The 20,598-nt window shown below is 65.6% G+C and carries 22 protein-coding genes; 12 read left to right on the top strand and 10 right to left on the bottom strand.

Going from position 1 to position 20,598, the window contains the following annotated elements; all coding sequences use genetic code 11:
* Positions 1-668: 668 nt before the first annotated feature.
* From AABA84_RS02645 to AABA84_RS02620, 6 genes are all read right to left on the bottom strand, one after another.
* Entirely contained in the window at positions 669-1,505 is an 837-nt protein-coding gene (locus tag AABA84_RS02645; RefSeq protein ID WP_338311252.1) for a DUF2076 domain-containing protein, read from the bottom strand.
* Positions 1,506-1,630: 125 nt separating this feature from the next.
* The gene (locus tag AABA84_RS02640) at positions 1,631-2,476 is read right to left on the bottom strand and encodes a ChbG/HpnK family deacetylase (RefSeq protein WP_338311251.1); all 846 of its coding nucleotides are present in this window, start codon (positions 2,474-2,476) and stop codon (positions 1,631-1,633) included.
* Positions 2,473-3,519 carry a glycosyltransferase family 2 protein gene (locus tag AABA84_RS02635; protein ID WP_338309595.1) on the bottom strand — a complete coding sequence of 349 codons (1,047 nt, stop codon included), beginning with the start codon at positions 3,517-3,519 and terminating at the stop codon, positions 2,473-2,475. The genes AABA84_RS02640 and AABA84_RS02635 overlap by 4 nt, the downstream gene beginning before the upstream one ends.
* A gap of 100 nt (positions 3,520-3,619) precedes the next feature.
* Complete coding sequence (gene hisG, locus AABA84_RS02630) at positions 3,620-4,597, bottom strand: ATP phosphoribosyltransferase (RefSeq protein WP_338311249.1); 978 nt, start codon at positions 4,595-4,597, stop codon at positions 3,620-3,622.
* Between the two features lie 3 nt (positions 4,598-4,600).
* A complete protein-coding gene (locus tag AABA84_RS02625; RefSeq protein WP_338311247.1) occupies positions 4,601-5,752 on the bottom strand; it encodes an ATP phosphoribosyltransferase regulatory subunit in 1,152 nt (383 codons plus the stop codon).
* A 133-nt stretch (positions 5,753-5,885) separates the two neighbouring features.
* Positions 5,886-6,638: a 16S rRNA (uracil(1498)-N(3))-methyltransferase gene (locus tag AABA84_RS02620; protein WP_338311245.1), complete on the bottom strand. Its 753-nt coding sequence runs from the start codon at positions 6,636-6,638 to the stop codon at positions 5,886-5,888.
* Between the two features lie 210 nt (positions 6,639-6,848).
* Here AABA84_RS02620 and AABA84_RS02615 point away from each other — a divergent pair, with 210 nt between their 5' ends.
* A complete protein-coding gene (locus tag AABA84_RS02615) occupies positions 6,849-7,511 on the top strand; it encodes a hypothetical protein (protein WP_212253294.1) in 663 nt (220 codons plus the stop codon).
* The gene (ubiA, locus tag AABA84_RS02610; protein ID WP_212253297.1) at positions 7,508-8,440 is read left to right on the top strand and encodes a 4-hydroxybenzoate octaprenyltransferase; all 933 of its coding nucleotides are present in this window, start codon (positions 7,508-7,510) and stop codon (positions 8,438-8,440) included. The genes AABA84_RS02615 and ubiA overlap by 4 nt, the downstream gene beginning before the upstream one ends.
* A gap of 103 nt (positions 8,441-8,543) precedes the next feature.
* On the opposite strand, the gene AABA84_RS02605 is transcribed toward ubiA, so the two are convergent.
* A complete protein-coding gene (locus AABA84_RS02605; protein ID WP_212253299.1) occupies positions 8,544-9,062 on the bottom strand; it encodes a DUF6101 family protein in 519 nt (172 codons plus the stop codon).
* A 265-nt stretch (positions 9,063-9,327) separates the two neighbouring features.
* Here AABA84_RS02605 and AABA84_RS02600 point away from each other — a divergent pair, with 265 nt between their 5' ends.
* The 7 genes from AABA84_RS02600 to AABA84_RS02570 all read left to right on the top strand — a co-directional run bounded on the left by AABA84_RS02600 (position 9,328) and on the right by AABA84_RS02570 (position 15,501).
* Positions 9,328-10,746 (top strand): TldD/PmbA family protein, encoded by a 1,419-nt coding sequence (locus AABA84_RS02600; RefSeq protein ID WP_338311244.1) that lies wholly within the window; start codon positions 9,328-9,330, stop codon positions 10,744-10,746.
* Entirely contained in the window at positions 10,733-11,542 is an 810-nt protein-coding gene (locus tag AABA84_RS02595; protein ID WP_338311243.1) for a 3'(2'),5'-bisphosphate nucleotidase CysQ, read from the top strand. Before AABA84_RS02600 ends, AABA84_RS02595 begins: the two co-directional genes overlap by 14 nt.
* A 62-nt stretch (positions 11,543-11,604) precedes the next feature.
* Positions 11,605-11,847, top strand: coding sequence for a DUF4170 domain-containing protein (locus AABA84_RS02590; protein WP_212253305.1), 243 nt, complete (start codon positions 11,605-11,607; stop codon positions 11,845-11,847).
* Positions 11,844-12,563 carry a lysophospholipid acyltransferase family protein gene (locus tag AABA84_RS02585; RefSeq protein WP_338311242.1) on the top strand — a complete coding sequence of 240 codons (720 nt, stop codon included), beginning with the start codon at positions 11,844-11,846 and terminating at the stop codon, positions 12,561-12,563. The genes AABA84_RS02590 and AABA84_RS02585 overlap by 4 nt, the downstream gene beginning before the upstream one ends.
* The gene (locus tag AABA84_RS02580; RefSeq protein ID WP_338311241.1) at positions 12,526-13,872 is read left to right on the top strand and encodes a 3-deoxy-D-manno-octulosonic acid transferase; all 1,347 of its coding nucleotides are present in this window, start codon (positions 12,526-12,528) and stop codon (positions 13,870-13,872) included. The genes AABA84_RS02585 and AABA84_RS02580 overlap by 38 nt, the downstream gene beginning before the upstream one ends.
* On the top strand, positions 13,865-14,881 hold the full coding sequence (gene lpxK, locus AABA84_RS02575; protein ID WP_338309603.1) for a tetraacyldisaccharide 4'-kinase: 1,017 nt from the start codon (positions 13,865-13,867) through the stop codon (positions 14,879-14,881). Before AABA84_RS02580 ends, lpxK begins: the two co-directional genes overlap by 8 nt.
* Positions 14,882-15,165: 284 nt before the next feature.
* Entirely contained in the window at positions 15,166-15,501 is a 336-nt protein-coding gene (locus AABA84_RS02570; protein WP_212253313.1) for a GYD domain-containing protein, read from the top strand.
* 369 nt (positions 15,502-15,870) lie between these two features.
* Here AABA84_RS02570 and AABA84_RS02565 read toward each other — a convergent pair whose 3' ends face one another.
* The gene (locus AABA84_RS02565) at positions 15,871-16,056 is read right to left on the bottom strand and encodes a hypothetical protein (protein WP_212253334.1); all 186 of its coding nucleotides are present in this window, start codon (positions 16,054-16,056) and stop codon (positions 15,871-15,873) included.
* 516 nt (positions 16,057-16,572) lie between these two features.
* Between AABA84_RS02565 and AABA84_RS02560 the strand changes: the two genes are divergently transcribed.
* Entirely contained in the window at positions 16,573-16,887 is a 315-nt protein-coding gene (locus tag AABA84_RS02560) for a hypothetical protein (protein WP_212253315.1), read from the top strand.
* A 130-nt stretch (positions 16,888-17,017) separates the two neighbouring features.
* Here AABA84_RS02560 and AABA84_RS02555 read toward each other — a convergent pair whose 3' ends face one another.
* Entirely contained in the window at positions 17,018-17,245 is a 228-nt protein-coding gene (locus tag AABA84_RS02555) for a DUF2093 domain-containing protein (RefSeq protein WP_018321926.1), read from the bottom strand.
* Between the two features lie 190 nt (positions 17,246-17,435).
* Here AABA84_RS02555 and AABA84_RS02550 point away from each other — a divergent pair, with 190 nt between their 5' ends.
* Together AABA84_RS02550 and AABA84_RS02545 are read left to right on the top strand one after the other, a co-directional pair.
* On the top strand, positions 17,436-18,260 hold the full coding sequence (locus tag AABA84_RS02550) for a dienelactone hydrolase family protein (protein WP_338311240.1): 825 nt from the start codon (positions 17,436-17,438) through the stop codon (positions 18,258-18,260).
* A 270-nt stretch (positions 18,261-18,530) separates the two neighbouring features.
* Positions 18,531-18,677: a hypothetical protein gene (locus AABA84_RS02545; RefSeq protein ID WP_338309606.1), complete on the top strand. Its 147-nt coding sequence runs from the start codon at positions 18,531-18,533 to the stop codon at positions 18,675-18,677.
* 251 nt (positions 18,678-18,928) lie between these two features.
* Here AABA84_RS02545 and xseA read toward each other — a convergent pair whose 3' ends face one another.
* Positions 18,929-20,551 (bottom strand): exodeoxyribonuclease VII large subunit, encoded by a 1,623-nt coding sequence (gene xseA / locus AABA84_RS02540; RefSeq protein WP_338311484.1) that lies wholly within the window; start codon positions 20,549-20,551, stop codon positions 18,929-18,931.
* Between the last annotated feature and the right edge of the window lie 47 nt (positions 20,552-20,598).

Genomic DNA, 20,598 nt, shown 5'->3' with positions numbered 1-20,598 from the left:
ACGTCCTCCGGCCGAGGTCTAAAGCGCGATGCGATCAGGATGAATCGTCATCGCGCTTCAGGTTGTTGTTCAAGCGTGATCTTTTCGGAAAACCGCTGCGCACTTTTCCGGATCATGCTTTAGGCTGGCCGACGATGCGGCGTCGAACCGAAACGAGCGGCAACAGAGCAGCGACGACGAGTTGATGAATGGGAAAGCGATGCGCGAGCGGAGCGTTTCAACCGCCGCGCCGACAGCTCTGCCTTCTTGAGGCGCTCGTGCAGTCCCTCCAACTCCGACAACTCGGTGATGAGATGAGTTGTCACGTTGGTCAGGGTTGCGATGCGCTGCTGAAGTGGACTCATTTTTAAAACCCCGACTATGACCAAGAGAGGCAACCACATTGGTGTGTGGCATGAGCAACGTGTTCTTCCAGTTGAACACCCATGTCCGAATTTGGAAATCCGGGAGTCTACGGTCGCGCGCGTCAGACGCCGATTTGATTTGTCATGGTGAATTCAGGCGCGTCGGGTAACATTCAGCTCAGTCCAATGGCGCTGCACATTAGTCATACTATTTCGCTATTTCGCACGTCCTATCTGCCTGCCGTGGCAGAAAAGGCGTTCGAGCCATGCTCTAAAAAAAACGGCCGCCGAGAGGCGGCCGTCCGCATCTTTCGGGCGAATTGCTCACGCGTAATCGCTGCCGCCATCGTCGTCGCCGCCGAAATCGCTGTCGTCGGCTACGTCCATGTTGCCGTCGTCGTTGTTGTCGCCGTAGTTCTGGTCGTTGTCGTTACGATCGTTGTTCGCCTGGTCGGAGAAGTTTTGGCGGGACTCCCGGTTCGAGCCGATGTCGTTGAGGCCGGCATCGCGCGCGAGCGAGCCGCCGGACTGATCGCTGCCGCCCCAAGGACTTCCACCAGCGCTGCGGTCGCCGAGGGCATTGGTGTCGCCGAAGGCCTGCTGATGCGATCCGCCCATCATGCCCCGGATGCTGGAGAGCAGCAGCGAGCCGCCGACGACGCCGGCGGCAGCTGCCGCCGCCGTGCCGAGGAACGAGCCGCCGCCTCCGCCCATCGGCGGTGCACCATAACCCTGGCCGGGGCCCTGACCTGAACCCTGACCTGGACCTTGGCCGTAAGGGGGCTGACCGTAGCCGGGCTGCGTCTGCTGCATCGCTCCGCCGCTGTTCCAGACCGGCCGCGCGTCACGCGGCGGCACGTTCGGAACCGAGCCGCGCGAGGGGCCTCCGCCGAACAGCGTGTCGCGCATGGTGTCGAGGAAGCCGCCGGACTGCGCCTGCTCGGGCGCATGAGCCGCTTCCAGCTCCTGGATGCGGTGATGGGCGCGCTTCAGCGCTTCGTCCTGCAGCAGCGTGGTCTGGACCAGCGCATACACGGCGCCGGGCGCCTTGCGCAGCCCGTCGGAGATCGCGGCGATCGCGTCGGGATCGCGCGGTGCATTTTCCAGTTTCGAAAGCCGGTCGAAAAGCTCGTCGACGAGCTGGCGTTCCTGCGGCGTCATGATCAGTCTCCCTCGCGCAAAACAAGCGCGAGGCAGATGTAGGGTTCCATTGTGGCCCCAACAGTGCCGGCCGGATTAAATTTCGGTATGCGACAAGCTGCCCCGCGGCTTGCCGTCCGCCGGCTTCATCCCAGCGTGGCGCCGCTGTCCGCCAGCAGACGGGGGAAGGCGTCACCGGCCAGATAGGCGTGCTCGCGTTCGCGGACATCCGTCATCGGGTCGAGGCCGGCGAGGACTTCGTCGACGAAGCCGGGGTGGCACATCACGAGGCCGCCATCCGGCAAGCCCTCCAGGAATTGCCGCATCAGCGCGCCAAAATCGGCCGCCCGCGTGAAATCATAGGCGCCGGCAAAGCCCGGATTGAAGCCGAGCCCCGCGCTGCCGGCACGGCGGCGGAATTGCGCGCTGAGGACGTCGAGGACCATGGCCTTGGGTGAAGCGAGGCGCTGCCTGAGCGGCAGGTCGCGGCCGCCCTGCCGCACCCAGGCGTTTGGCGCGCCTTCGCTGACCGCATCGACAAAGCCGTCGCGCACCTGCGGAAAGAGCTGCACGTGCTGATGGCCGTCGACGAAGTCGGGCGCGCGCCCGAACGCTTCGGCAAAGGCGGCGAGCTGCGCCTTCACCTCGTTGCGGAAGAACTCGCGGTCGAGCCGCCGCAGAACGCCCGCGCGCAGCAGCTTCGGAAACGGCATGAACATGTCGCCGTCGAGCGGACGGAAGTGCATGGTGAGGGGGCGGAACGGCGCCGACAGCGTCACGTGCAATCCGATCGCGCAGCGCGGGCTCGCCGTCGCGGACGCCTGGAGCGCTTCGATCTCGCTGCGCGCGATCGCCGGGCCCACCATCATCACCGAGGTGGCGTTGAGGCGGCCGCGTTCGATCAGGTCGCGGATGGCGCGGTTGACGCCCGGGCTGATGCCGTAATCGTCGGCACAGAGCCAGATCCGCCGCAGGCCCGCGGCCGCGCTCATTCGGCGGCCGTCCTCTTCGCGGCGTCGTCGGCTTTCTCGGCTTCGAAGTGCTTTTCACTATGCTCGGCGACGAAGTAGATCGGGCGCGCCTTCAGCTCGGAGAGGATCTTGCCGATATATTCGCCGACGATGCCGATCATGATGAGCTGCACGCCGCCGATCGTCATCAGGCCGATCACGAGCGAGGGATAGCCGGGCACCTGCTTGCCGGTCGTGAACACCTCCCAGAGGATCGAAAGGCCGAACAGGAAGGCGCCCCCGGCGAGGATGACGCCGAGCAGGCTGGCGAAGCGCAAGGGGGCCACCGAAAACGAGGTCAGGCCCTCGATCGACAGGCCGAGCAGGCTCGCGGCGTTGAAGGTGGTGACGCCATGGGCGCGCGCCGAAGGCTCGTAGTCGACCCGGATCTGGCGGAAGCCGATCCAGCTGGCGAGACCCTTGAAGAACCGGTTGCGCTCGGGCAGCTGCCTGAGCGCTGTGACCGCGCGCGGCGACAGCAGGCGGAAGTCGCCGGCGTCCTCGGGAATCTTCTGCCGCGCTCCCCAATTGATCAGCGCGTAGAAGCCGTGCACGGCGACCCGGCGCAGGAAGGTCTCGTTGTCGCGGTGCGCCTTGGCGGTGTAGACGACGTCATAGCCGTCATCGATCCAGTGCCGCACCAGCTGTTCGATCAGGGCCGGCGGATGCTGGCCGTCGCCGTCCATGAACATGACGGCGCCGAGCCGGGCATGGTCGAGACCAGCCATCAGGGCGGCTTCCTTGCCGAAATTGCGCGACAGCGACACCACCTGGACGTCGATCGCATCGGCCGGCAGCGAGCGGGCGATCGCCAGCGTTGCATCCTTGCTGCCGTCGTCGACATAGACGACCTCGCAAGCCAGCCGATAGCGCTCCCGCAAGGTCTTTGCGAGATCGCAGATGCGCTGATGCAGGGCGGCAAGGCCCGCCGCCTCGTTGTAGACGGGGACGACGATCGACAGTCCCTTCGCGGCGGCGGTGCCTGCGGTCGTCGTCATGCCGGAAACGTCAGAGCCCAGCGTCATCGATCAAGGTTCCAGAGGCGTTCAAAGTCATCTCAACAGCATATGGTAGCTGCCATTTGCTGTCGCAAAGCTGAACGGAAAAGCTGAGCGGACCTGGGGCTCACTGCCGCAGGAACGCCTCCAGCTTGGCGAACAGCGGGTTCTCCCGGTCGAACACGTAGTCGAGCGAAACCACCGAGACGGTTTCGGCGCCATGCTCGCGCAGGAAGCTTGCCAGCGCATAGAGCTGTCCCGGCGGGCAGTGCAGGGTGAGCATGCCCGACGAGGTCGGTCCGCCGAACGGAGCCTCGACGCCGAACCGGCTATGGGCTTCGCCGAGCAGGGCGGCGTCGCATTGCCGGAAGCGGGTGCGGACCTCGCGGTACTTGCTGGCCCGCGCCCGTGCTGCGATGTGATCGAGGATCACGCGCGCCGTCTCGCGTGCCTGCGGCGACCAGTCGGCCTCTTTCGAGGCGACCAGATTGGCCTGGCTGCGCAGGATCACGCCGTCGTCGAGCACCCGCAAGCCGTTGGCGGCGAGCGTCGCGCCAGTCGTGGTGATGTCGACGATCAGCTCGGCGCTGCCGGCCGCCGGCGCGCCTTCGGTCGCACCGGTACTTTCAACGATGCGGTAATCGGTGATGCCGTGGCTCTGGAAGAAGGCGCGGGTGAGGTTGATGAACTTGGTCGCGACCCGCATCCGCATGTGATGCTGCTCGCGGAAGCCGGTGGTGACGTCGTCGAGATCGGCCATGGTGCGGACGTCGATCCAGGCCTGCGGCACCGCGACGACGACGTCGGCATAGCCGAAGCCGAGGCCTTCGATCAGCGATACGCGCTTGTCGGCATCGGCGATGTTCTCGCGCACCAGGTCTTCCCCGGTGACGCCGAGATGCGCGAAACCGCGCGACAGCTGCGAGGCGATCTCGCTTGCCGAGAGATAGGCGACCTCGACATTGTCGAGGCCTGCAAGCGTGCCGCGATAGTCGCGGGCGCCGCCGGCCTTCGACAGCTTGAGCCCGGCACGGGCGAAGAAGGCCTCGGTGTTTTCCTGCAGGCGGCCCTTGGAGGGAACGGCCAGAACGAATGGCGCGCTCATGATTTAAGCTCCCACCTTGCGGCCGACCTTCGTCAGTGCATCCACCCAGACCGAGAAGCCGACCGCGGGGATCGGTTCTCTCGATCCAAGCTGGGTCATCAGCCCGTCATAGCGGCCGCCGGCGACCAGCGGCTCGGCGCCGTTGCCCCGGTGATGCAGCTCGAATTCGAAGCCGGTGTAATAGTCGAGGCCGCGCCCGAACGCGGTCGAGAAGCGCGTCTGCTTCACGTCGATGCCGCGCGCCGCCATGAAACCGACCCGGCTTTCGAACTGATCGATCGCGGCCGTGAGGTCGAGCCTGGCGTCGGCAGTGAGCGCGCGCAGCTCGGCGATGGCATCGTCGGGATTGCCTGCAATCGTCAGGAAGCGCTTGAGCACGGCAATGGCCTCGCGCGGCAGCGCGCCGCCCTTCAGCGTCGATTGCTCGAGGAAGCGGTCGGCGATCTCGGCCGTGGTGCGTCCCCCGACATTGGTGGTGCCGGCGATCGACATCAGATCGGTGACGAAGGCGAGCGCCGCCTTGCGGTCGGAGCCGGCGAGGGCTGCGAGCACGCCCTCATATTCGCTGCGGGTCGCGGTGGTCGCGGCCGCCAGCCGTTCCAGATCCTTTTCCAGGCTGATCTTGCGGTTGAAGTCCTTGACCAGGCGGCGGCGCCAGACCGGATAGAGGTCGAGCGCATCGAGCAGCGCGTTGAACAGCGCCACGTCGCCGGTGCGGATCTCGACGTCGCGGACACCGAAGGCCGCGGTCGCTTCGAGCCCCAGCGCCAACGTCTCGGCGTCGGCCGCGGCGCGGTCCTGGCGGCCGAACGATTCGATGCCGGCCTGCAGGAATTCGCTGGCTTGGCCGCTGCGGTAGCGGAACACCGGGCCAAGATAGCTGAACCCGGCCGGCTGGCCGGCACGACCGGAGCTCAGGTAATCGCGCGCCACCGGAATGGTGAGGTCCGGGCGCAGGCAGAGCTCCTCGCCCGTGAGGTCCGTGGTCAGGTACAGGCTCTTGCGGATGTCCTCGCCGGAGAGGTCCAGGAATGGTTCGGCCGGCTGCAGGATGGCGGGCTCGGCCCTGACGTAACCGGCCTGCGCGAACGACAACAGCAGCGTATCCGCCCAGGCGGCGGAGCCGGCAGCATTTGAGGTGGCAGTCGCGGTCATAACAGAGGTCCATCGTCCCGGTGGAACCGGGCAGGGCAAGGGGAAGGACAGGAATTGCGCTGCCCTTAGCATGGCCCGAAAGCGGTTTCGACCTCCAAAGGATCAATCGCTTAACAGGCGGGCAACGCCGGGATCAGCTGGCGTTGCCCCAATCGCCCAGCACCGCCTGCACCAGCGCCAGGGCGGCTACGGCAGCGGTATCGGCCCGCATGATCCGTGGGCCGAGCGCCAGCCGGAGAATCTTGGGCTGCCGCAGCAGCAGGGCCCGCTCTTCTTCGGCAAAGCCGCCTTCGGGGCCGATCAGCACATCAATACCCTGTCCGGCCTCGCGGGCGTTTTGCAGGTTTTGAACGGGGTTTTGCACCTCCGCCGCCTCGTCGCAAAAGATCAACAGGCGGCCCGCAGGGCGCTGACTGAGATACCGCTCCAGCGGCACCGGCTCGGCGACCGTGGCGATGCTCAAAATGCCGCATTGCTCGGCCGCCTCGACGACATTGGCGCGCATCCGCTCGGTGTTGACCCGGGAGGCCTGGGTGAACCGGGTCAGGACCGGATGCAGCGCGGCGGCGCCCATCTCGATGGCCTTCTGGACCATGTAATCCAGCCGGGCATGCTTGAGCGGGGCGAAAACGTAGGCGACGTCAGGCAGCCCGTCCTGGCGCCGGGTCTGCTGGAGGATCACGAGGCCGTCCGGCCGCTTGCGACCTTCGATGGCGGCCTGCCACTCGCCGTCCCGGCCGTTGAAGGCCAACACCTCGGCCCCGGCGGCAAGCCGCAGCACATTTCCGAGATAATTGCTCTGGTCGCGGTCGAGCAGGACCCTGGCGTCCTGGGCAAGAGGAGCGTCGACGAACAGGCGGGGGGCGCGAAAATCGTGGGAGGGCATCGTTCAGGGGTCCGATTTGGGGCCGTTCTTAACCGAAAGCAGCCATTCCGGGGGTAAATATTGCCGAAATGGTGCGTCCCCGCGCCGCGCTCTTGCCCTATTCAACGGGTTGTTAAGCGCCGGCGGGAATCGTAAAAACGCGAACACGCTGGTTGCGCTTCAATTGGGAAGACGCTGAACCCCGTAGCTCCTGCCGGAGAGACTGTCTTGATGATCCGTCATTTGATGGTTCCGATCACTGCCGCCATGGTCACCCTGAGCGCCGCGGGCGCCTATGCGCAAAGTGCCTTCCCGGCGCCGCTGCCGAACCAGGCCGCGACCAGTTCGGCGTTTCCCCCGGTCAACGGCTCGGCGCCGACCGCTTCGGTCGGCACGGCACCGCAATCGTCCTTTCCCGTGAATGGCGCCGCGCCCGTCGGCGGCGCTGGCGCGTTCAGCGCGGCCCCGCCGACCCAGGGCGGCCCCGGCGAGGACTGCATGAAGGCTTTCATTCCTCTGCGCGAAGAAGCCGAGAAGCGCGGCAAGCTGATCAAGGCCGCGAGCGACCGTCATGCGCCGCCGGACGAAGCCTGCAAGCTGATCCGCAATTTCAGCCAGGCTGAGACCAAGATGATCAAGTACATCGAGTCCCACGCCGCCAAATGCGGAATCCCGCCGCAGATCGGCACGCAGATGAAGGACGGTCACAAGAATACCGAGGCCATGGCGACGAAGGTCTGCAACGTCGCGCAGCAGATGCAGCAGCAGCCGCGCGGTCCGGCCGGCCCGTCGCTCAGCGAGGTGCTCGGTTCGGGCTCGGCGCCTGAGGCCAATGCCGGCAAGAAGGGCGGCAGCACCTTCGACACGCTCAACGGCAACGTCCTGACCCGATGAGCGACACATCCGCCCGCGTTGCCGATTCCACCGGCAACTGGGTCGATACGCTCGCGCCGCCATGGGCGCGGCCTTATTTGCGATTGTCCCGCTTCGATCGTCCGATCGGCTCCTGGCTGCTGTTGATGCCGTGCTGGTGGTCGGCAGCGCTCGCGAGCGGCATGGCGCATGACGTCCGCGGACTGCCGCTCACCATCGCGCTGTTCTTCATCGGCGCCTTTGTGATGCGCGGGGCGGGCTGCGCCTGGAACGACATCACCGACCGCGACCTCGACGACAAGGTCGAGCGCACCCGCTCGCGACCGCTGCCGGCGGGGCAAATCACCGTGAAGCAGGCGCTGGCCTTCCTGGTCGCGCTGGCCGTGATCGGTCTCGTGGTGCTGCTCCAGTTCAACCGCTTTGCCGTCATGACCGGCATCGCCTCGCTGGTGGTCGTCGCCATCTATCCGTTCATGAAGCGCGTCACCTGGTGGCCGCAGGTCTTCCTCGGGCTCGCCTTCTCCTGGGGCGCGCTGATGGGCTTTGCCGTCACTTTCGGACGCATCGACGTCACCGCGCTGGTGCTCTATGCCGGTTCGATTGCCTGGGTGATCGGCTATGACACCATTTATGCGCATCAGGATGCCGAGGACGACGCGCTGATCGGCGTCAAGTCGACCGCACGCCTGTTCGGCGCGCACACGCACCAGGCGCTGATCCTGTTCTACGGGCTCGCTGTGATGTTGATCGGCGTCGCGCTGGCCTCGGGTGATGCGCGCTGGCCGGCCTGGCTCGGGCTGATCGCCTTCGCCGTGCACCTGGCATCGCAGATCGTGCGCTTGCGGATCGACGATCCCGAGCTGTGCCTGCGCCTGTTCAAGTCAAACAAATATGCGGGCTTGTTGCTGTTTGCGGGATTGCTGGTCGACGCGGTGATGCGGTCGGCGTAGATCTCGTAGGGTGGGCAAAGGCGCCCTTGCGCCGTGCCCACGAACTCTCCATGATTGATCGAAAAGGTGGGCACGCTTGCGCTTTGCCCACCCTACGGCACCTTCAATTCCTCGCGATGATCTCGCGTTCTTCGCGATGAACCGGCAGCTCGCGCGCGATGCCGGTGCGCCGGCGCATCAGGAATTTCGGACGGCGGGCGCGGATCGCATTGGCGCGGCGGCGGCGGGCTGCGGGCTTGCGTGCACCTTCGTCGAGCTGCGGAAGCGCGAACAGCTCGCTCCAGATCGCCCAGGCCTCATTGAGCTCGTCGCCATCGGCACTGACGAGCAGCGGCACCGAGAGCGAGGGATCGCGATGCACGAGGACGATGGCCTGCGCCTCGTCATTGCCGCGCAGTGCGACGCCTGTGAAGTCGCTGACGCGGACGTTGATCGCCATCTGCATGCCGCGAACGGCACGGCGCAGCACGACGCGTTCGCGATGAAGCTCGATCTGCCTGACATGTCCGTCGGCGCGCGGATCGTGCGCATCGAAGCGGACCGGAAGGGAAAGGGGGTCGAGCCGCAGAGAGCGGCTCGACCCGGCGGGAGCGATCCCGCATGTTGCTGTTTGACGCCTCACGGCTTTAGTTCTCCCCGCCGGGATTATGTTCCCGGTCGATGCGAGGACCTTAGCGCGCGGCTTTCCGAAACCGCTTAAAAAGGCTGGTTAACCTACCGTCACTGCTGCTCATGATTGACAAGACCTTGGCGCGCATGATTGACGAGACGTTGCGCCAAAGGTGCGAATCTGAGCTTCTGGCGGGCTGAAAATGCTTGAAGTCCGCGCGATCAGGGCACATCTGTGGGTTCCGGTCCCGAACCCTCGCCCCAACAGGATTTCGTTCGTGAACTCTTCACCATCCGCAAGCTCGACGCATTCGTCCAAGGATTCCGCCAAGGGGTCAAAGGCCAGCCGCGACCTGTTCGACCAGTCCGCTTTGTCGGATCTGGCGCAGCGGCTGGTGGAGGCGGCGAAGCGCGCCGGCGCGGATGCGGCCGACGCGGTCGCGGTGCGCGGCGTCTCGCAAGGCGTCGAGGTGCGCGACGGACGCGTCGAGGAATCCGAGCGCTCCGAGGGTGACGACGTCGGCCTGCGCGTGCTGGTCGGCCAGCGCCAGGCGGTGGTCTCCACCAACGACGTCAGCGGCGATGCCGTGACCAAGCTTGCCGAACGCGCGGTCGCGATGGCGCGCGTCGCGCCCGACGACAAATATGTCGGGCTCGCCGATCCCGCGTTGCTCGCGCGCGACTTTCCCGATCTCGATCTGCTCGATCCCGATGTGCCCGCCACCAGCGAGCTCGAGCGCCGCGCGCTCGAAGCCGAGGCTGCGGCCCTCGCCGTGAAGGGCGTCACCAAATCCGGCGGTGCCTCGGCGTCCGCGGGCATGGGCGGCATGGTGCTGGTCACCTCGACCGGCTTCCACGGCTCCTATTTGCGCTCCAGCCAGGGTATCTCGGCCACCGCCATCTCTGGCGAAGGCACCGGCATGGAGCGCGATTACGACTTCACCTCGGCGCCGCATGGCGCCGACCTGTTGTCGCCCGAGATCGTCGGCCGTTCCGCCGGCGAGCGCACCGTGGCGCGCTCCAATCCGCGCAAGGTCGAGACCTGCAAGGTGCCTGTCGTGTTCGACCCGCGCGTCGCCGGCTCCCTGGTCGGTCATGTCGTCGGCGCCATCAACGGCGCTTCGATCGCGCGCAAGACCAGCTTCCTCAAGGACAAGCTCGGCCAGCAGCTGTTTGCGAAGAACATCCGCATCATCGACGATCCCCTGCGCAAGCGCGGCCTGCGCTCGCAGACGTTTGACGCAGAAGGCGTTGCCGTGAAGAAGATCGCGCTGATCGACGAGGGCGTGCTCACGACCTGGCTGCTCGACTGTGCCACCGCGCGCGAGCTCGGCCTTGCCACCACCGGCCATGCCCATCGCGGCGTGTCGTCCTCGCCTTCGCCCGGGCCGTACAATCTGCATCTCGAGCCCGGCACACCGACGCCAGCCGAGCTGATCTCCGACATCAAGCAGGGCTTCTACGTCACCGATCTGATCGGCTCCGGCGTGAACGGCGTGACCGGCGATTACAGCCGCGGCGCCTCGGGCTTCTGGATCGAGAACGGCGAGATCACCTATCCCGTCAGCGAGGTGACGATCGCAGGGCATCTGTTCGAGATCTTCAAGTCGATGCAGCCCGCGAACAATCTCGAGTTCCGCTACGGTATCAATGCGCCGACGGTGCGCATCGAGGGATTGACGCTTGGCGGACGTTGAGGCGAACGACACGATCCTGACGCGCGATGCGGCGCTGCTGCAAGACACGGTGCGGGAAGCGGGCGCGCTGGCGCAGTCGATGTTTCGCACCGAGCTGAAGAAATGGATCAAGGGCGCGTCCTCGCCGGTGTCGGAAGCTGACATCGCCGTCAATGACCTGCTCGAAGCGCGCCTGCGCAGTGCGACGCCGGATTATGGCTGGCTCTCGGAGGAGAGTGCCGACGATGCGGCGCGGCTGTCGCGGCGGCTGACCTGGATCGTCGATCCCATCGACGGCACGCGCAACTACCTCAACGGCCATGACGATTGGTGCGTCAGCGTCGCGCTGGTCGAGGACGCCGCGCCGGTGCTGGCCGCGGTGTTCGCGCCGACGACCGATGAGTTCTTCTTCGCCGCACGCGGCCAGGGCACCACGCTCAACGGCGCAGCCGTGCGGGCTTCGCCCGGATCGGCGCTCGACTTCTCCCGTGTCGCCGGCCCGAAACCGATGGTCGAGCGCCTCAACAGCTCCGGCCGCGAGATCAAGCTGCATCCGCGAATCGGCTCGCTCGCGCTACGCCTGTGCCGGGTCGCCCATGGCGGGCTGGATGCGGCTTTTGCGGGGGGCAACAGCCATGATTGGGACCTTGCGGCGGCCGATTTGATCGTGCAGGAAGCGGATGGTAGGATGAGCGACCTCTCCGGAGACCCCATCCTCTATAACCGCAGGGAAGTTACGCACGGGGTGCTGGTGGCAGCGGGACGCGATCGTCATGCGAGCATTGTCGCGCATTTTCGAAACCGCCCCTTGGCCTGAAGCGCTATTCGTCGTGCTTGTCGAACACTGCTTTGCCGGGCAGCCCGTTAGGAACAGAACTCATGCCAGATAGTGCCCCGCAACAACTGCTTCACCTCGTCGTCGGCGGCGAGCTCGTCGATCTCGAGCACAACATCTTCAAGAACCTCGACGACGTCGAGATCGTCGGCCTCTATCCGAATTATGCGACCGCGCACGCCGCCTGGCGGGCCAAGGCGCAGAGCACGGTCGACAATGCGCAGATGCGCTATTTCATCGTCCATCTCCACCGGCTGCTCGACCCGAATCAAGAACCGGCGCGTTGAAAAAGCTGCTTCGCAATACGCTGCGAAGCAGCTGGTTTCAGCGTGCCGTCGGGGTGCTGGCGGCTGAATATCTGCGTCTGGTCTGGCGGACCAACCAATTCACGTTGGATCCGCCCGACGTCTATGCGCAGGTTGAGCCGCAGCTCCCTGCGATCTTCGCGTTCTGGCACGGCCAGCATTTCCTCACGCCTTTCATCAAGAACCAGAACAAGGCCTCCTATCGCGCCAAGGTCCTGATCTCCCGCCACCGCGACGGCGAGTTCAACGCCATCGCGGTGGAGCGGCTCGGCATCGGCCTGATTCGCGGTTCCGGCGATCACGGCAGCGCCTTCCATCGCAAGGGTGGGGTCGGCGCCTTCAAGGAAATGGTGCGCACGCTCCAGGACGGTTGTAATGTCGCCCTGACCGCCGATGTCCCCAAGCGCGCGCGCGTGGCCGGGCTCGGCATCATCATGCTGGCACGGGAATCGGGGCGGCCGATCATGCCTTTCGCGATGGCGACCAGCCGCTTCATCCGGCTCAAGAACTGGGACCGCACCACCATCAATCTGCCATTCGGGCGGGGCGCATTGGTCGGCATCAAGGAAATTCACGTTCCCGCAGATGCCGACGCCGCCATGATGGAAGCGTTGCGGCAGGAGCTGGAAGAGACGTTGAACGAGGCGACCCGCCGCGCCTATGCGCAACTCGGCCGCCCGGGACCGCAAGATGCCTAAATCGCTGCCCATTGCGCTGCCGATCACGCTGCGGATGTATCGGCGCCTGGCCTCCGGGCTGGTGCCGCTTGCACCGGCGCTGATCAAGCGGCGGCTGAAGCAGGGCAAGGAGGATCCCGCGCGCGTCGGCGAGCGGCGCGGCCTGTCCCGGGACGTGCGGCCGCATGGTCCGCTGGTCTGGATTCACGGCGCCAGTGTCGGCGAGGTGCTGGCCGCGGCGGCGCTGATCGAGCGTTTGCGCGATCTCAACTTACGCATCCTGCTTACCTCGGGCACCGTCACCTCGGCCGCTGTGGTCGCAAAGCGCTTTCCGCCCGATGTCATCCATCAATACGTGCCGTACGACTCGCCGCGTTATGTCGCGCGCTTCCTCGATCATTGGAAGCCGTCGCTGGCGCTGTTCATCGAATCCGATCTGTGGCCGAACCTGATCCTGGCGGGCGCGGCGCGCCGCCTGCCGATGGTGCTGATCAACGGGCGGATGTCGCCGCGCTCCTTCCCGCGCTGGCGCCGCATGCAGGGCACCATCTCGGCGCTGCTGTCGCGTTTCGACATCTGTCTCGCGCAGTCGAAAACCGATGCCGAACGCTTCTCCACGCTCGGCGGCCGCGACGTCGTCACCACGGGCAATCTCAAGCTCGACGTGCCGGCGCCGCCGGCCGATCCCGCCAAGCTCGAACGGCTGATGGCGATGACGCGGGGGCGTCCCATTATCGTCGCGGCCTCGACCCATCCGGGCGAGGACGAGATGCTGGTCGCGGCGCATCGCAGCCTGTCCGGCTTCTTCCCGCAGCTCCTCACCGTGATCGTGCCGCGGCATCCCGATCGCGGCTCCTCGATCGCTGGCTTGATCACGGCCTCGGGCCTGAAGCCGGCATTGCGCTCGCGCGAGGAGCTGCCGACCGCGACCACCGACATCTATGTCGCCGACACCATGGGCGAGCTCGGCCTGTTCTACCGGCTGTCGCCGATCGTGTTCATGGGCGGATCGCTGATCCGCCATGGCGGCCAGAATCCGATCGAGGCGATCAAGCTCGGGGCCGCGATCGTGCATGGCCCGCACGTCTTCAACTTCGCCGATGTCTATGAGGCGCTCGACGGCAGCGGCGGTGCGCGCCAGGCCGACACGCAGGAGGCGCTGGTCAAGCAGCTCGGCCAGTTGCTGGCCGATCCCACCTTGCGCGACAAGATGCAGCGCGCGGGCTCAGGCGTGGTCGAGGACCTCGGCGGCGCGCTCAATCGCACCATGGCCGCGCTCGAGCCGTATCTGCTGCAGCTGCGGATCGAGATGGGAGCCGCCAATGCGTGAGCCGGCCTTCTGGTACCGGCCACGCTCCCTCCCGTCGTACGCGTTATGGCCGCTCGGAGCCCTCTACGGCGCAATCACCGAACGGCGCATGCTGCGCCAAGGCGTGGATGCCGGCATCCCCGTGATCTGCGTCGGCAATTATCACGTCGGCGGCGCCGGCAAGACCCCGACTGTGCTGGCGCTGATGAAGCTGCTGCGCGAGCTCGGCGAGACGCCGGTGGTGCTCAGCCGCGGCTATGGCGGACGGCTGGAGGGCCCGGTCATGGTCGACCGCGCTCGCCACACCGCTTCCGACATCGGCGATGAGCCGTTGATGATGGCGCGCGATGTCCCGGTCGCTGTCGCGCGTGACCGCCTCGAGGGTGTCGCGCTCGCCAAATCGCAAGGCGCCACCGTCATCCTGATGGACGATGGCTTCCAGAACCCGCGCCTGGTCAAGGACACCTCGCTGATCGTGATCGATAGCGAACGTGGCCTCGGCAACGGCAAGGTGTTTCCCGCCGGCCCGCTGCGCGCGCCGCTGAAGGCGCAGCTTGCGCGCACCGATGCGCTGGTGTTGATCGGCGACGGCCGCGCCGCCAACGATGTCGCGGCTGAGCTTGCCAAGCGCAGCAAGCCCGAGCTGCGTGCGCGCCTGAGGCCGGACGCGGAGTCGGTCGCAAGACTGTTGGGCAAGCCGGTGTTCGCGTTCGCGGGCATTGGCGATCCCGAACGATTCTTCCGCAGCTTGCGCGCCTGCGGCATCGAGGTCGCGCGCACGCGCGCCTTCGCCGATCATCACATGTTTTCAAACGACGAGATCGCAGCTCTCGCAGCGGAGGCGCAGCGCGAGCAGCACACATTGGTGACGACGGAAAAGGATCTCGCGCGTCTCCGCGGCCGCGATGGCCTGCCTGACAGCATCGTGCCGTTTGCTGTGCAGCTCGAATTCGATGATCCGGCAGCGCTCCGGCAATTGATCAGCGATCACCTCTACAAGGCGCGCGAGCGGCGGTTCGGCAGGCGATGATCCCGTTGGGTGGGTAGCCCAAAGAGCAATTCATCCAACGCCATGCGGTATTCGACAATTGATCGGGCAACATGTCGCGGCTGATGAATTCTCTTCCGCACGTTGGGGAGTTGATGTAGCCTTCCATGAGAGCCGTCACCGGGACGTGCCGAACTCCCGGAAATCATCGGCGGCGTTCATGCCCACGGCGGGCAGTACCTTCATCATTTCAGATGCAGCGGCCGTAACGATCAGTTCGGAACGGCAGGGAGAATCATTGCCAAAAACCCAGAGGAGAACATGCCATGCATTTTTGCCTCACCGGACAATACACACCACGCGCTCTCAATGCCATTTTGGAGAATCCCACGACCGATCGCCAGGAGGCGGCAAGAAAGCTCATCGAAGCAGCCGGCGGAAAGCTGCTTTCGATGTACAGCGTTGCGGCCGACGGCCCAGGGGTTTTGGTGATTTTCGATGTGCCTGATCCGGGTGCGGCTCCGGCCATTTCCGGCCTGACCGTCTCCGCGGGCACCCTGCAGAATGTGAAACTGACCAGGTTGTTCACGCAGGACGAGATCAAGCAGGTCCGTCAGAACGCGGCGAAGCTGCGTTCTTCGTATACCCCGCCCGGAAGCTGACATCCGGACCTCAAGCATGATCCGGAAAAGTGCGCAGCGGTTTTTCGAAAAAATCCTGCTTGAACCAACCCAAAGCGCGATGACGATTCATCCTGATCGCATCGCGCTTTAGAGCTTCGGTTCTGATTGAAGCAGAACCGGAGCTCTGGATTCCCCTCTTGGATGCGCCTTCTTCACGCGAACCGGTATCGCGGCTCGGCAGTCAGTCATGCTCACCACGCCCCAGCGGCCATTAATCCAATAATGGTCAGGCACGAGACGCAGGCCACGACGATGGTATAGCACTCGGGTGTATTCATTGCTCACTCCCAAACTGTTGCCAATTGCTTGGTCACTGCTACGCGGGAGAGATCGCCGGTCTCGGCCACTTCAATGCGGCAAGCCGCGACCGGTCTTGCGATGTGCGTCCGTCCCTTCATCGTCACCCTGATCCGCAGGATGATGATGCGCTTCGTGAGCTTCGGCGCGTTCAGCCGCGATCAGAAGCTGTTTGCGCATTTCAGCGAGACGGGCGCGGCAATATTCACGATAGAGCAGGTCCAATATGGTGGGCATGATCACCCCCATCGCTCGACTTTCGATCTACAGATATTCCACCGCGAATTTTCGAGGTGATCGTAGCCCGTCGGATGGCTCTTCGTTATGAGCCCGTTCACAGACTGCGCCAATTCCAAAGCTCGAGGGCCGTTTGGTTGACTTGATTGTCTGTGCGATAAAAAGAACAGGGCCAATTACCTAACATGCATTATAGCAGCGCTCTGTTTCATTCAGACTTCGTCAAACAACTTAAGGGCGCCGGATCGCAACAAAGAATCCACCACAGCGCGAATTGACTTACCTCGGAGTGCAAGCACTCGTCGATGCAACGCGAATCGACACGGCGGAGATCTTTCCTCCGTGAGACTCGCAGTTCATGTGCATGCGAACGTCGTCTCATCGCCATGACGCGCGAAAAGCTGCGCCGCTCGTGCCACGCCGCACGGCTGCGCTTTGCCCACCCTGCAGCAGCCTGCCATTCAGGCGACATTCATCGCAATGCGCCTATCGGTTTCCGACGATCGGGAGAATTCGATGAAACTGCCGTCTGGGACCGTTGCCGCAAGCCTTGTGTGTCTGATCGTTGCGCCCGTCTTCGCGCAAACGCCGCCTGCGGCAGCTCCCGCTGCTCCAACCAGCACGGTGCCGGTTCCCGCGACCAAGCGCGTCACGTGTCTGGCCACGACGGCAAGCCTGAAAGGTCAGGACAAGCGCGACCAGCTGCAGCTCTGCATGGCGCAGGCGCGGCTCGATTGCCTGAAGCAGGCGATCGATCAGAAGGTCGTCGGCGAAGCCAGGAAGAGCGCGATCAAGACTTGCGTGGGTGCGGATGGTCCCGAGCAGCAATAGCAGAACGACGCCACCAACTCGCTCTCGTCGGCGGGGCGAAGCAACGCGTGCCCACCTTGTCCATCGCGGTCATGGAGAGATGGTGGGCACGGCGCGTTGCGCCTTTGCCCACCCTACGGGAGCGGAAGGATCATTGCTGCGGCTTCGGCGCGCCGGGGAAATGCCGCTGCAGCACCGCGGCGGGTGTGGCGTAGGCTTCCTGCAAATCCACGCTCCAGTACTTCAGCTCGTCGAGCGGAATCCGCGTGTCGGTGATGGCACAGCGCACGAAGGTCCCCGGCGAGATCACGCGGAAGTCGCCGTCGAGATATTGCACTTGCGCTTCGCCATGGCCCGAGGGGCCGAACTTGTTCAGCACGGTCGAAAGTCTCCGTGGAAGGCCTCTCCGTCGAAACTGGAGGGCACGGTGTGTTGGACGGGATGTAGCATAGATAGGGTGGCTTGTCCGCCCGGTAAACCCACCGGTTTGTGATGTTTTGCCGCCGTTTCCGCATGATAGTGCTTGCGCGAAGGACCGCTGGTTCCGGCATCTCCTATGGCAGAGTCCGATGCGCCTTCGACTGACCGCCCTGTTCCTGACGCTGCTGATGTCGGCCGCGCGTGCCGCGCCGGCGCCGCAGCCGGTCGATATTCCGCTGGCGTCCGGCGTGCTGCATGCGCAGCTCTACAAGCCTGAAGGTGCGGGGCCGTTTCCGGCCGTGATCGCGCTGCACGGCTGCGGAGGCCTCGGTAGCCATTCCGATCCCGTGCTGCCGCACTATCGCGAGTGGGCCGAGCGCCTGCTCAGGGCGGGCAATGCCGTGCTGCTGCCGGACAGCTACGGCTCGCGCGAGCTCGGGCCGCAATGCCGCGTCAAGGAGATGCACGTCAAGGCGCGGCGTGAGCGCGTCACCGATATTGCGGCCTCGCGCGCCTGGCTGATGAAGCAGTCCTGGGTGGCGCGCGATCGCGTCAGCCTGATGGGCTGGGCCAATGGCGCGAGCGCGCTGCTCTGGGCGGTGCGGCCGCAGAGCGCGGCGCGCGAGGTGGGACCCGATTTCCGCGCCGCGATCGCGTTCTATCCGGACTGCCGGATCTCCGCGGGTCTCGGCTGGAGCACGCGGGTGCCGACCCTGGTGCTGATCGGCGCCAATGACGATGTCTCCTCGCCGCCGGCCTGCCGCCAGATGGTCGAGGGCGCGCATGGCCGCAGCGCGCTCGCACGCATCGTGGTCTACCCGGGCGCCTATCACGATTTCGACCGCGCCAACACGCCGCTGCACGCGGCCAGCGGCAGCAACGATGCCGCCGCACCCGAGCGCGGTCATCTCGGCACGGATGCGCAGGCGCGCGCGGAGTCGCAGAAGGACGTCGCGCAGTGGCTGGCGCGGTAGCGGGAGCGCCGTAGCCCGGATGGAGCGCAGCGCAATCCGGGACAGTGCAGCGCGTGGCATGAACCCGGATTACGCTTTCGCTCCATCCGGGCTACAGGTCTTCCAAAGCGGGGCCGCCCGAGGAACAAATTCAGGCGGACAGCCCCGCATCGACCACCGCCCTGCACGGACTGAGATGGCCGACCGGGAATCTACGGATCGCGCACGGCGCGGGTTTCAGCACGTGACGGCGCCTTAGTTCGACCACGATGTCGATTAAACGCAATCCTCATGCGCAACCGTCTCACGCTCTTCTCCGCATTGGCCGTCTTCACCGTCGCGATCTTCCTGTATGAAGCCCATGCCGGCGCCCCCCAGCGCGCGCCGGACCATTGCGGCTTCTGGACCACGATCGACGCGGGATTGTCGTGTCGGTAGGGGCATGCTGTCCCCACATGCTCCGTCATTGCTTCGTCGCTTCAGCGCAAAATTGCTACGCAATTTTGTCGCGAGCTCCTCGCAATGACGCTTGGGAATACACGCGCGACCCACACAATCGCTGTCATCGCCCGGCTTGACCGGGCGATCCAGTACGCCGAGGCGGCTGTGAGTCATCGAGAAGCTGCGGCGTACTGGATTCCCCGCTTTCGCGGGGAATGACACCGAGGGTGGAGCGCCGTTCTCACACCTCAGAACAAGCTGCCCTGATCCACCGGTTTGCCCACACGCTTCGGCGCGGCCTTTGCGTCCGCCGCAGCCGGCTTTGCTTGCGACGGCGCACGCTTTGTCGTTGGGGCGGGCCGATCCGCGTCCGCGGTCGCCGCAACACGTCCATCCGCGAACTCGATCTCGAGCCGCGCATTCGGCCCGATGCTGTCCGCCGCATGCAGCGGATGTCCCGCCTCGTCCCGCACCAGAGCAAAGCCGCGCGCGAGCACGCTGCGATAGGACAGTGCGGACAGCAGCTTGCCGCTGTTCTCGACGCGGGCCTCTAACCGCTGCAGCAACGTCACCAGCGCGCGGCCGGCGCGTTCGCCAAGACGCTGCGTGCGCTCGCGCTGGCGGGCAATCGCGTTGCGCTGCGCCTGCGCATTGGAGAGCTTTGAGGCGCGCAGGCGAACCTCGAGTCCGGCAAAGCGGTCGCGGCGACGGCGCAGCAGCGAGCGCGCGGACAGCCCGAGCCGTTCGCCGCACACGGTGAGCCGGTGGTCGGCCTGCGAGATCTGGCCGTGCAGCACCCGCAGCGTCAGCTTTGAACTCGCGGCGGTGAACCTTCGGAAATGCGCGTGGGTGTTGGCCTTGAGACAGCGGGGCAGGGATGCGCCCGCCGAATCCAGCCGTTGCCTCGGAATGGCGAGCAGATCGCCGGCTGCGGGCAGCGCGCGTGCGGCGGCGCGCAGCTCGCTGCGGCGGCTCTCCTGGCTGCGTTGCCAATAGGCGCGGGTGCGGCGTCCGAGATCGGCGACCTCGACGAACAATTCGCTGCGCACCGGCACCGCCATCTCGGCCGCCGCCGTCGGCGTCGGCGCGCGCTTGTCGGCGACGAAATCGATCAGCGTGATGTCGGTCTCGTGCCCCACCGCCGAGATCAGCGGGATCATGCTCTCGGCGGCCGCCCGCACCACGATCTCCTCGTTGAACGACCAGAGGTCCTCCAGCGAGCCGCCGCCGCGCGCGACGATCAGCACGTCGGGGCGCGGAATCTTGCCGCCTTCAGGCAGCGCGTTGAAGCCGCGGATGGCGGCCGCGACCTGCTCGGCCGAGCCGTCGCCCTGCACCTTCACCGGCCACACCAGCACATGGCGGGGAAAGCGGTCCTCCAGCCGGTGCAGGATGTCGCGGATCACGGCGCCGGTCGGCGAGGTCACGACGCCGATCACCTCCGGCAGCCACGGCAGCAGCTGCTTGCGCGCTTCGTCGAACAATCCTTCCGCGGCGAGCTTCTTCTTGCGCTCCTCCATCAGCGCCATCAGCGCGCCGATGCCGGCCGGCTCCAGCGCCTCGATCACGATCTGGTATTTCGAGGAGCCCGGATAGGTCGTGAGCTTGCCGGTGGCGATGACCTCGAGCCCCTCCTGGGGCTTGAAGCGCATCCGGCCGTGCACGCCCTTCCAGATCACCGCCTCGATCTTGGCGCTCTCGTCCTTGAGCGCGAAATAGCAATGGCCGGAGGAGTGGGCGCCGCGGAACCCCGAGATCTCGCCGCGGACCCGGACATGGCCGTAGGTATCCTCCACCGTCCGCTTCAGGGACTGGGAGAGCTCGGAGACGGTGAATTCAAACGCGTTGTTCAGTTGTTCCGCAGGCGGCATCGGCACACGATTCGGCATTTTGGGGTCAGACCCGACGTTAAGGATTT

The sequence above is a fragment of the Bradyrhizobium sp. TM239 genome (genome assembly GCF_036247985.1).
GTDB lineage: Bacteria > Pseudomonadota > Alphaproteobacteria > Rhizobiales > Xanthobacteraceae > Bradyrhizobium > Bradyrhizobium ottawaense.
The sequence above is the reverse complement of the archived record's forward strand: the minus strand, read 5'-3'. Positions and strand labels throughout refer to the sequence as shown.

Coding starts and splice junctions, on each gene's coding strand:
- AABA84_RS02590 (WP_212253305.1), top strand. CDS start 11,605: ATGCCAGATAGTGCCCCGCAACAACTGCTTCACCTCGTCGTCGGCGGC.
- AABA84_RS02625 (WP_338311247.1), bottom strand. CDS start 5,752: ATGACCGCGACTGCCACCTCAAATGCTGCCGGCTCCGCCGCCTGGGCG.
- hisG (WP_338311249.1), bottom strand. CDS start 4,597: ATGAGCGCGCCATTCGTTCTGGCCGTTCCCTCCAAGGGCCGCCTGCAG.
- AABA84_RS02615 (WP_212253294.1), top strand. CDS start 6,849: ATGATCCGTCATTTGATGGTTCCGATCACTGCCGCCATGGTCACCCTG.
- ubiA (WP_212253297.1), top strand. CDS start 7,508: ATGAGCGACACATCCGCCCGCGTTGCCGATTCCACCGGCAACTGGGTC.
- xseA (WP_338311484.1), bottom strand. CDS start 20,551: ATGCCGCCTGCGGAACAACTGAACAACGCGTTTGAATTCACCGTCTCC.
- AABA84_RS02580 (WP_338311241.1), top strand. CDS start 12,526: ATGCGCAACTCGGCCGCCCGGGACCGCAAGATGCCTAAATCGCTGCCC.
- AABA84_RS02545 (WP_338309606.1), top strand. CDS start 18,531: ATGCGCAACCGTCTCACGCTCTTCTCCGCATTGGCCGTCTTCACCGTC.
- AABA84_RS02635 (WP_338309595.1), bottom strand. CDS start 3,519: ATGACGCTGGGCTCTGACGTTTCCGGCATGACGACGACCGCAGGCACC.
- AABA84_RS02550 (WP_338311240.1), top strand. CDS start 17,436: ATGCGCCTTCGACTGACCGCCCTGTTCCTGACGCTGCTGATGTCGGCC.
- AABA84_RS02560 (WP_212253315.1), top strand. CDS start 16,573: ATGAAACTGCCGTCTGGGACCGTTGCCGCAAGCCTTGTGTGTCTGATC.
- AABA84_RS02570 (WP_212253313.1), top strand. CDS start 15,166: ATGCATTTTTGCCTCACCGGACAATACACACCACGCGCTCTCAATGCC.
- AABA84_RS02645 (WP_338311252.1), bottom strand. CDS start 1,505: ATGACGCCGCAGGAACGCCAGCTCGTCGACGAGCTTTTCGACCGGCTT.
- AABA84_RS02640 (WP_338311251.1), bottom strand. CDS start 2,476: ATGAGCGCGGCCGCGGGCCTGCGGCGGATCTGGCTCTGTGCCGACGAT.
- AABA84_RS02620 (WP_338311245.1), bottom strand. CDS start 6,638: ATGCCCTCCCACGATTTTCGCGCCCCCCGCCTGTTCGTCGACGCTCCT.
- lpxK (WP_338309603.1), top strand. CDS start 13,865: ATGCGTGAGCCGGCCTTCTGGTACCGGCCACGCTCCCTCCCGTCGTAC.
- AABA84_RS02565 (WP_212253334.1), bottom strand. CDS start 16,056: ATGCCCACCATATTGGACCTGCTCTATCGTGAATATTGCCGCGCCCGT.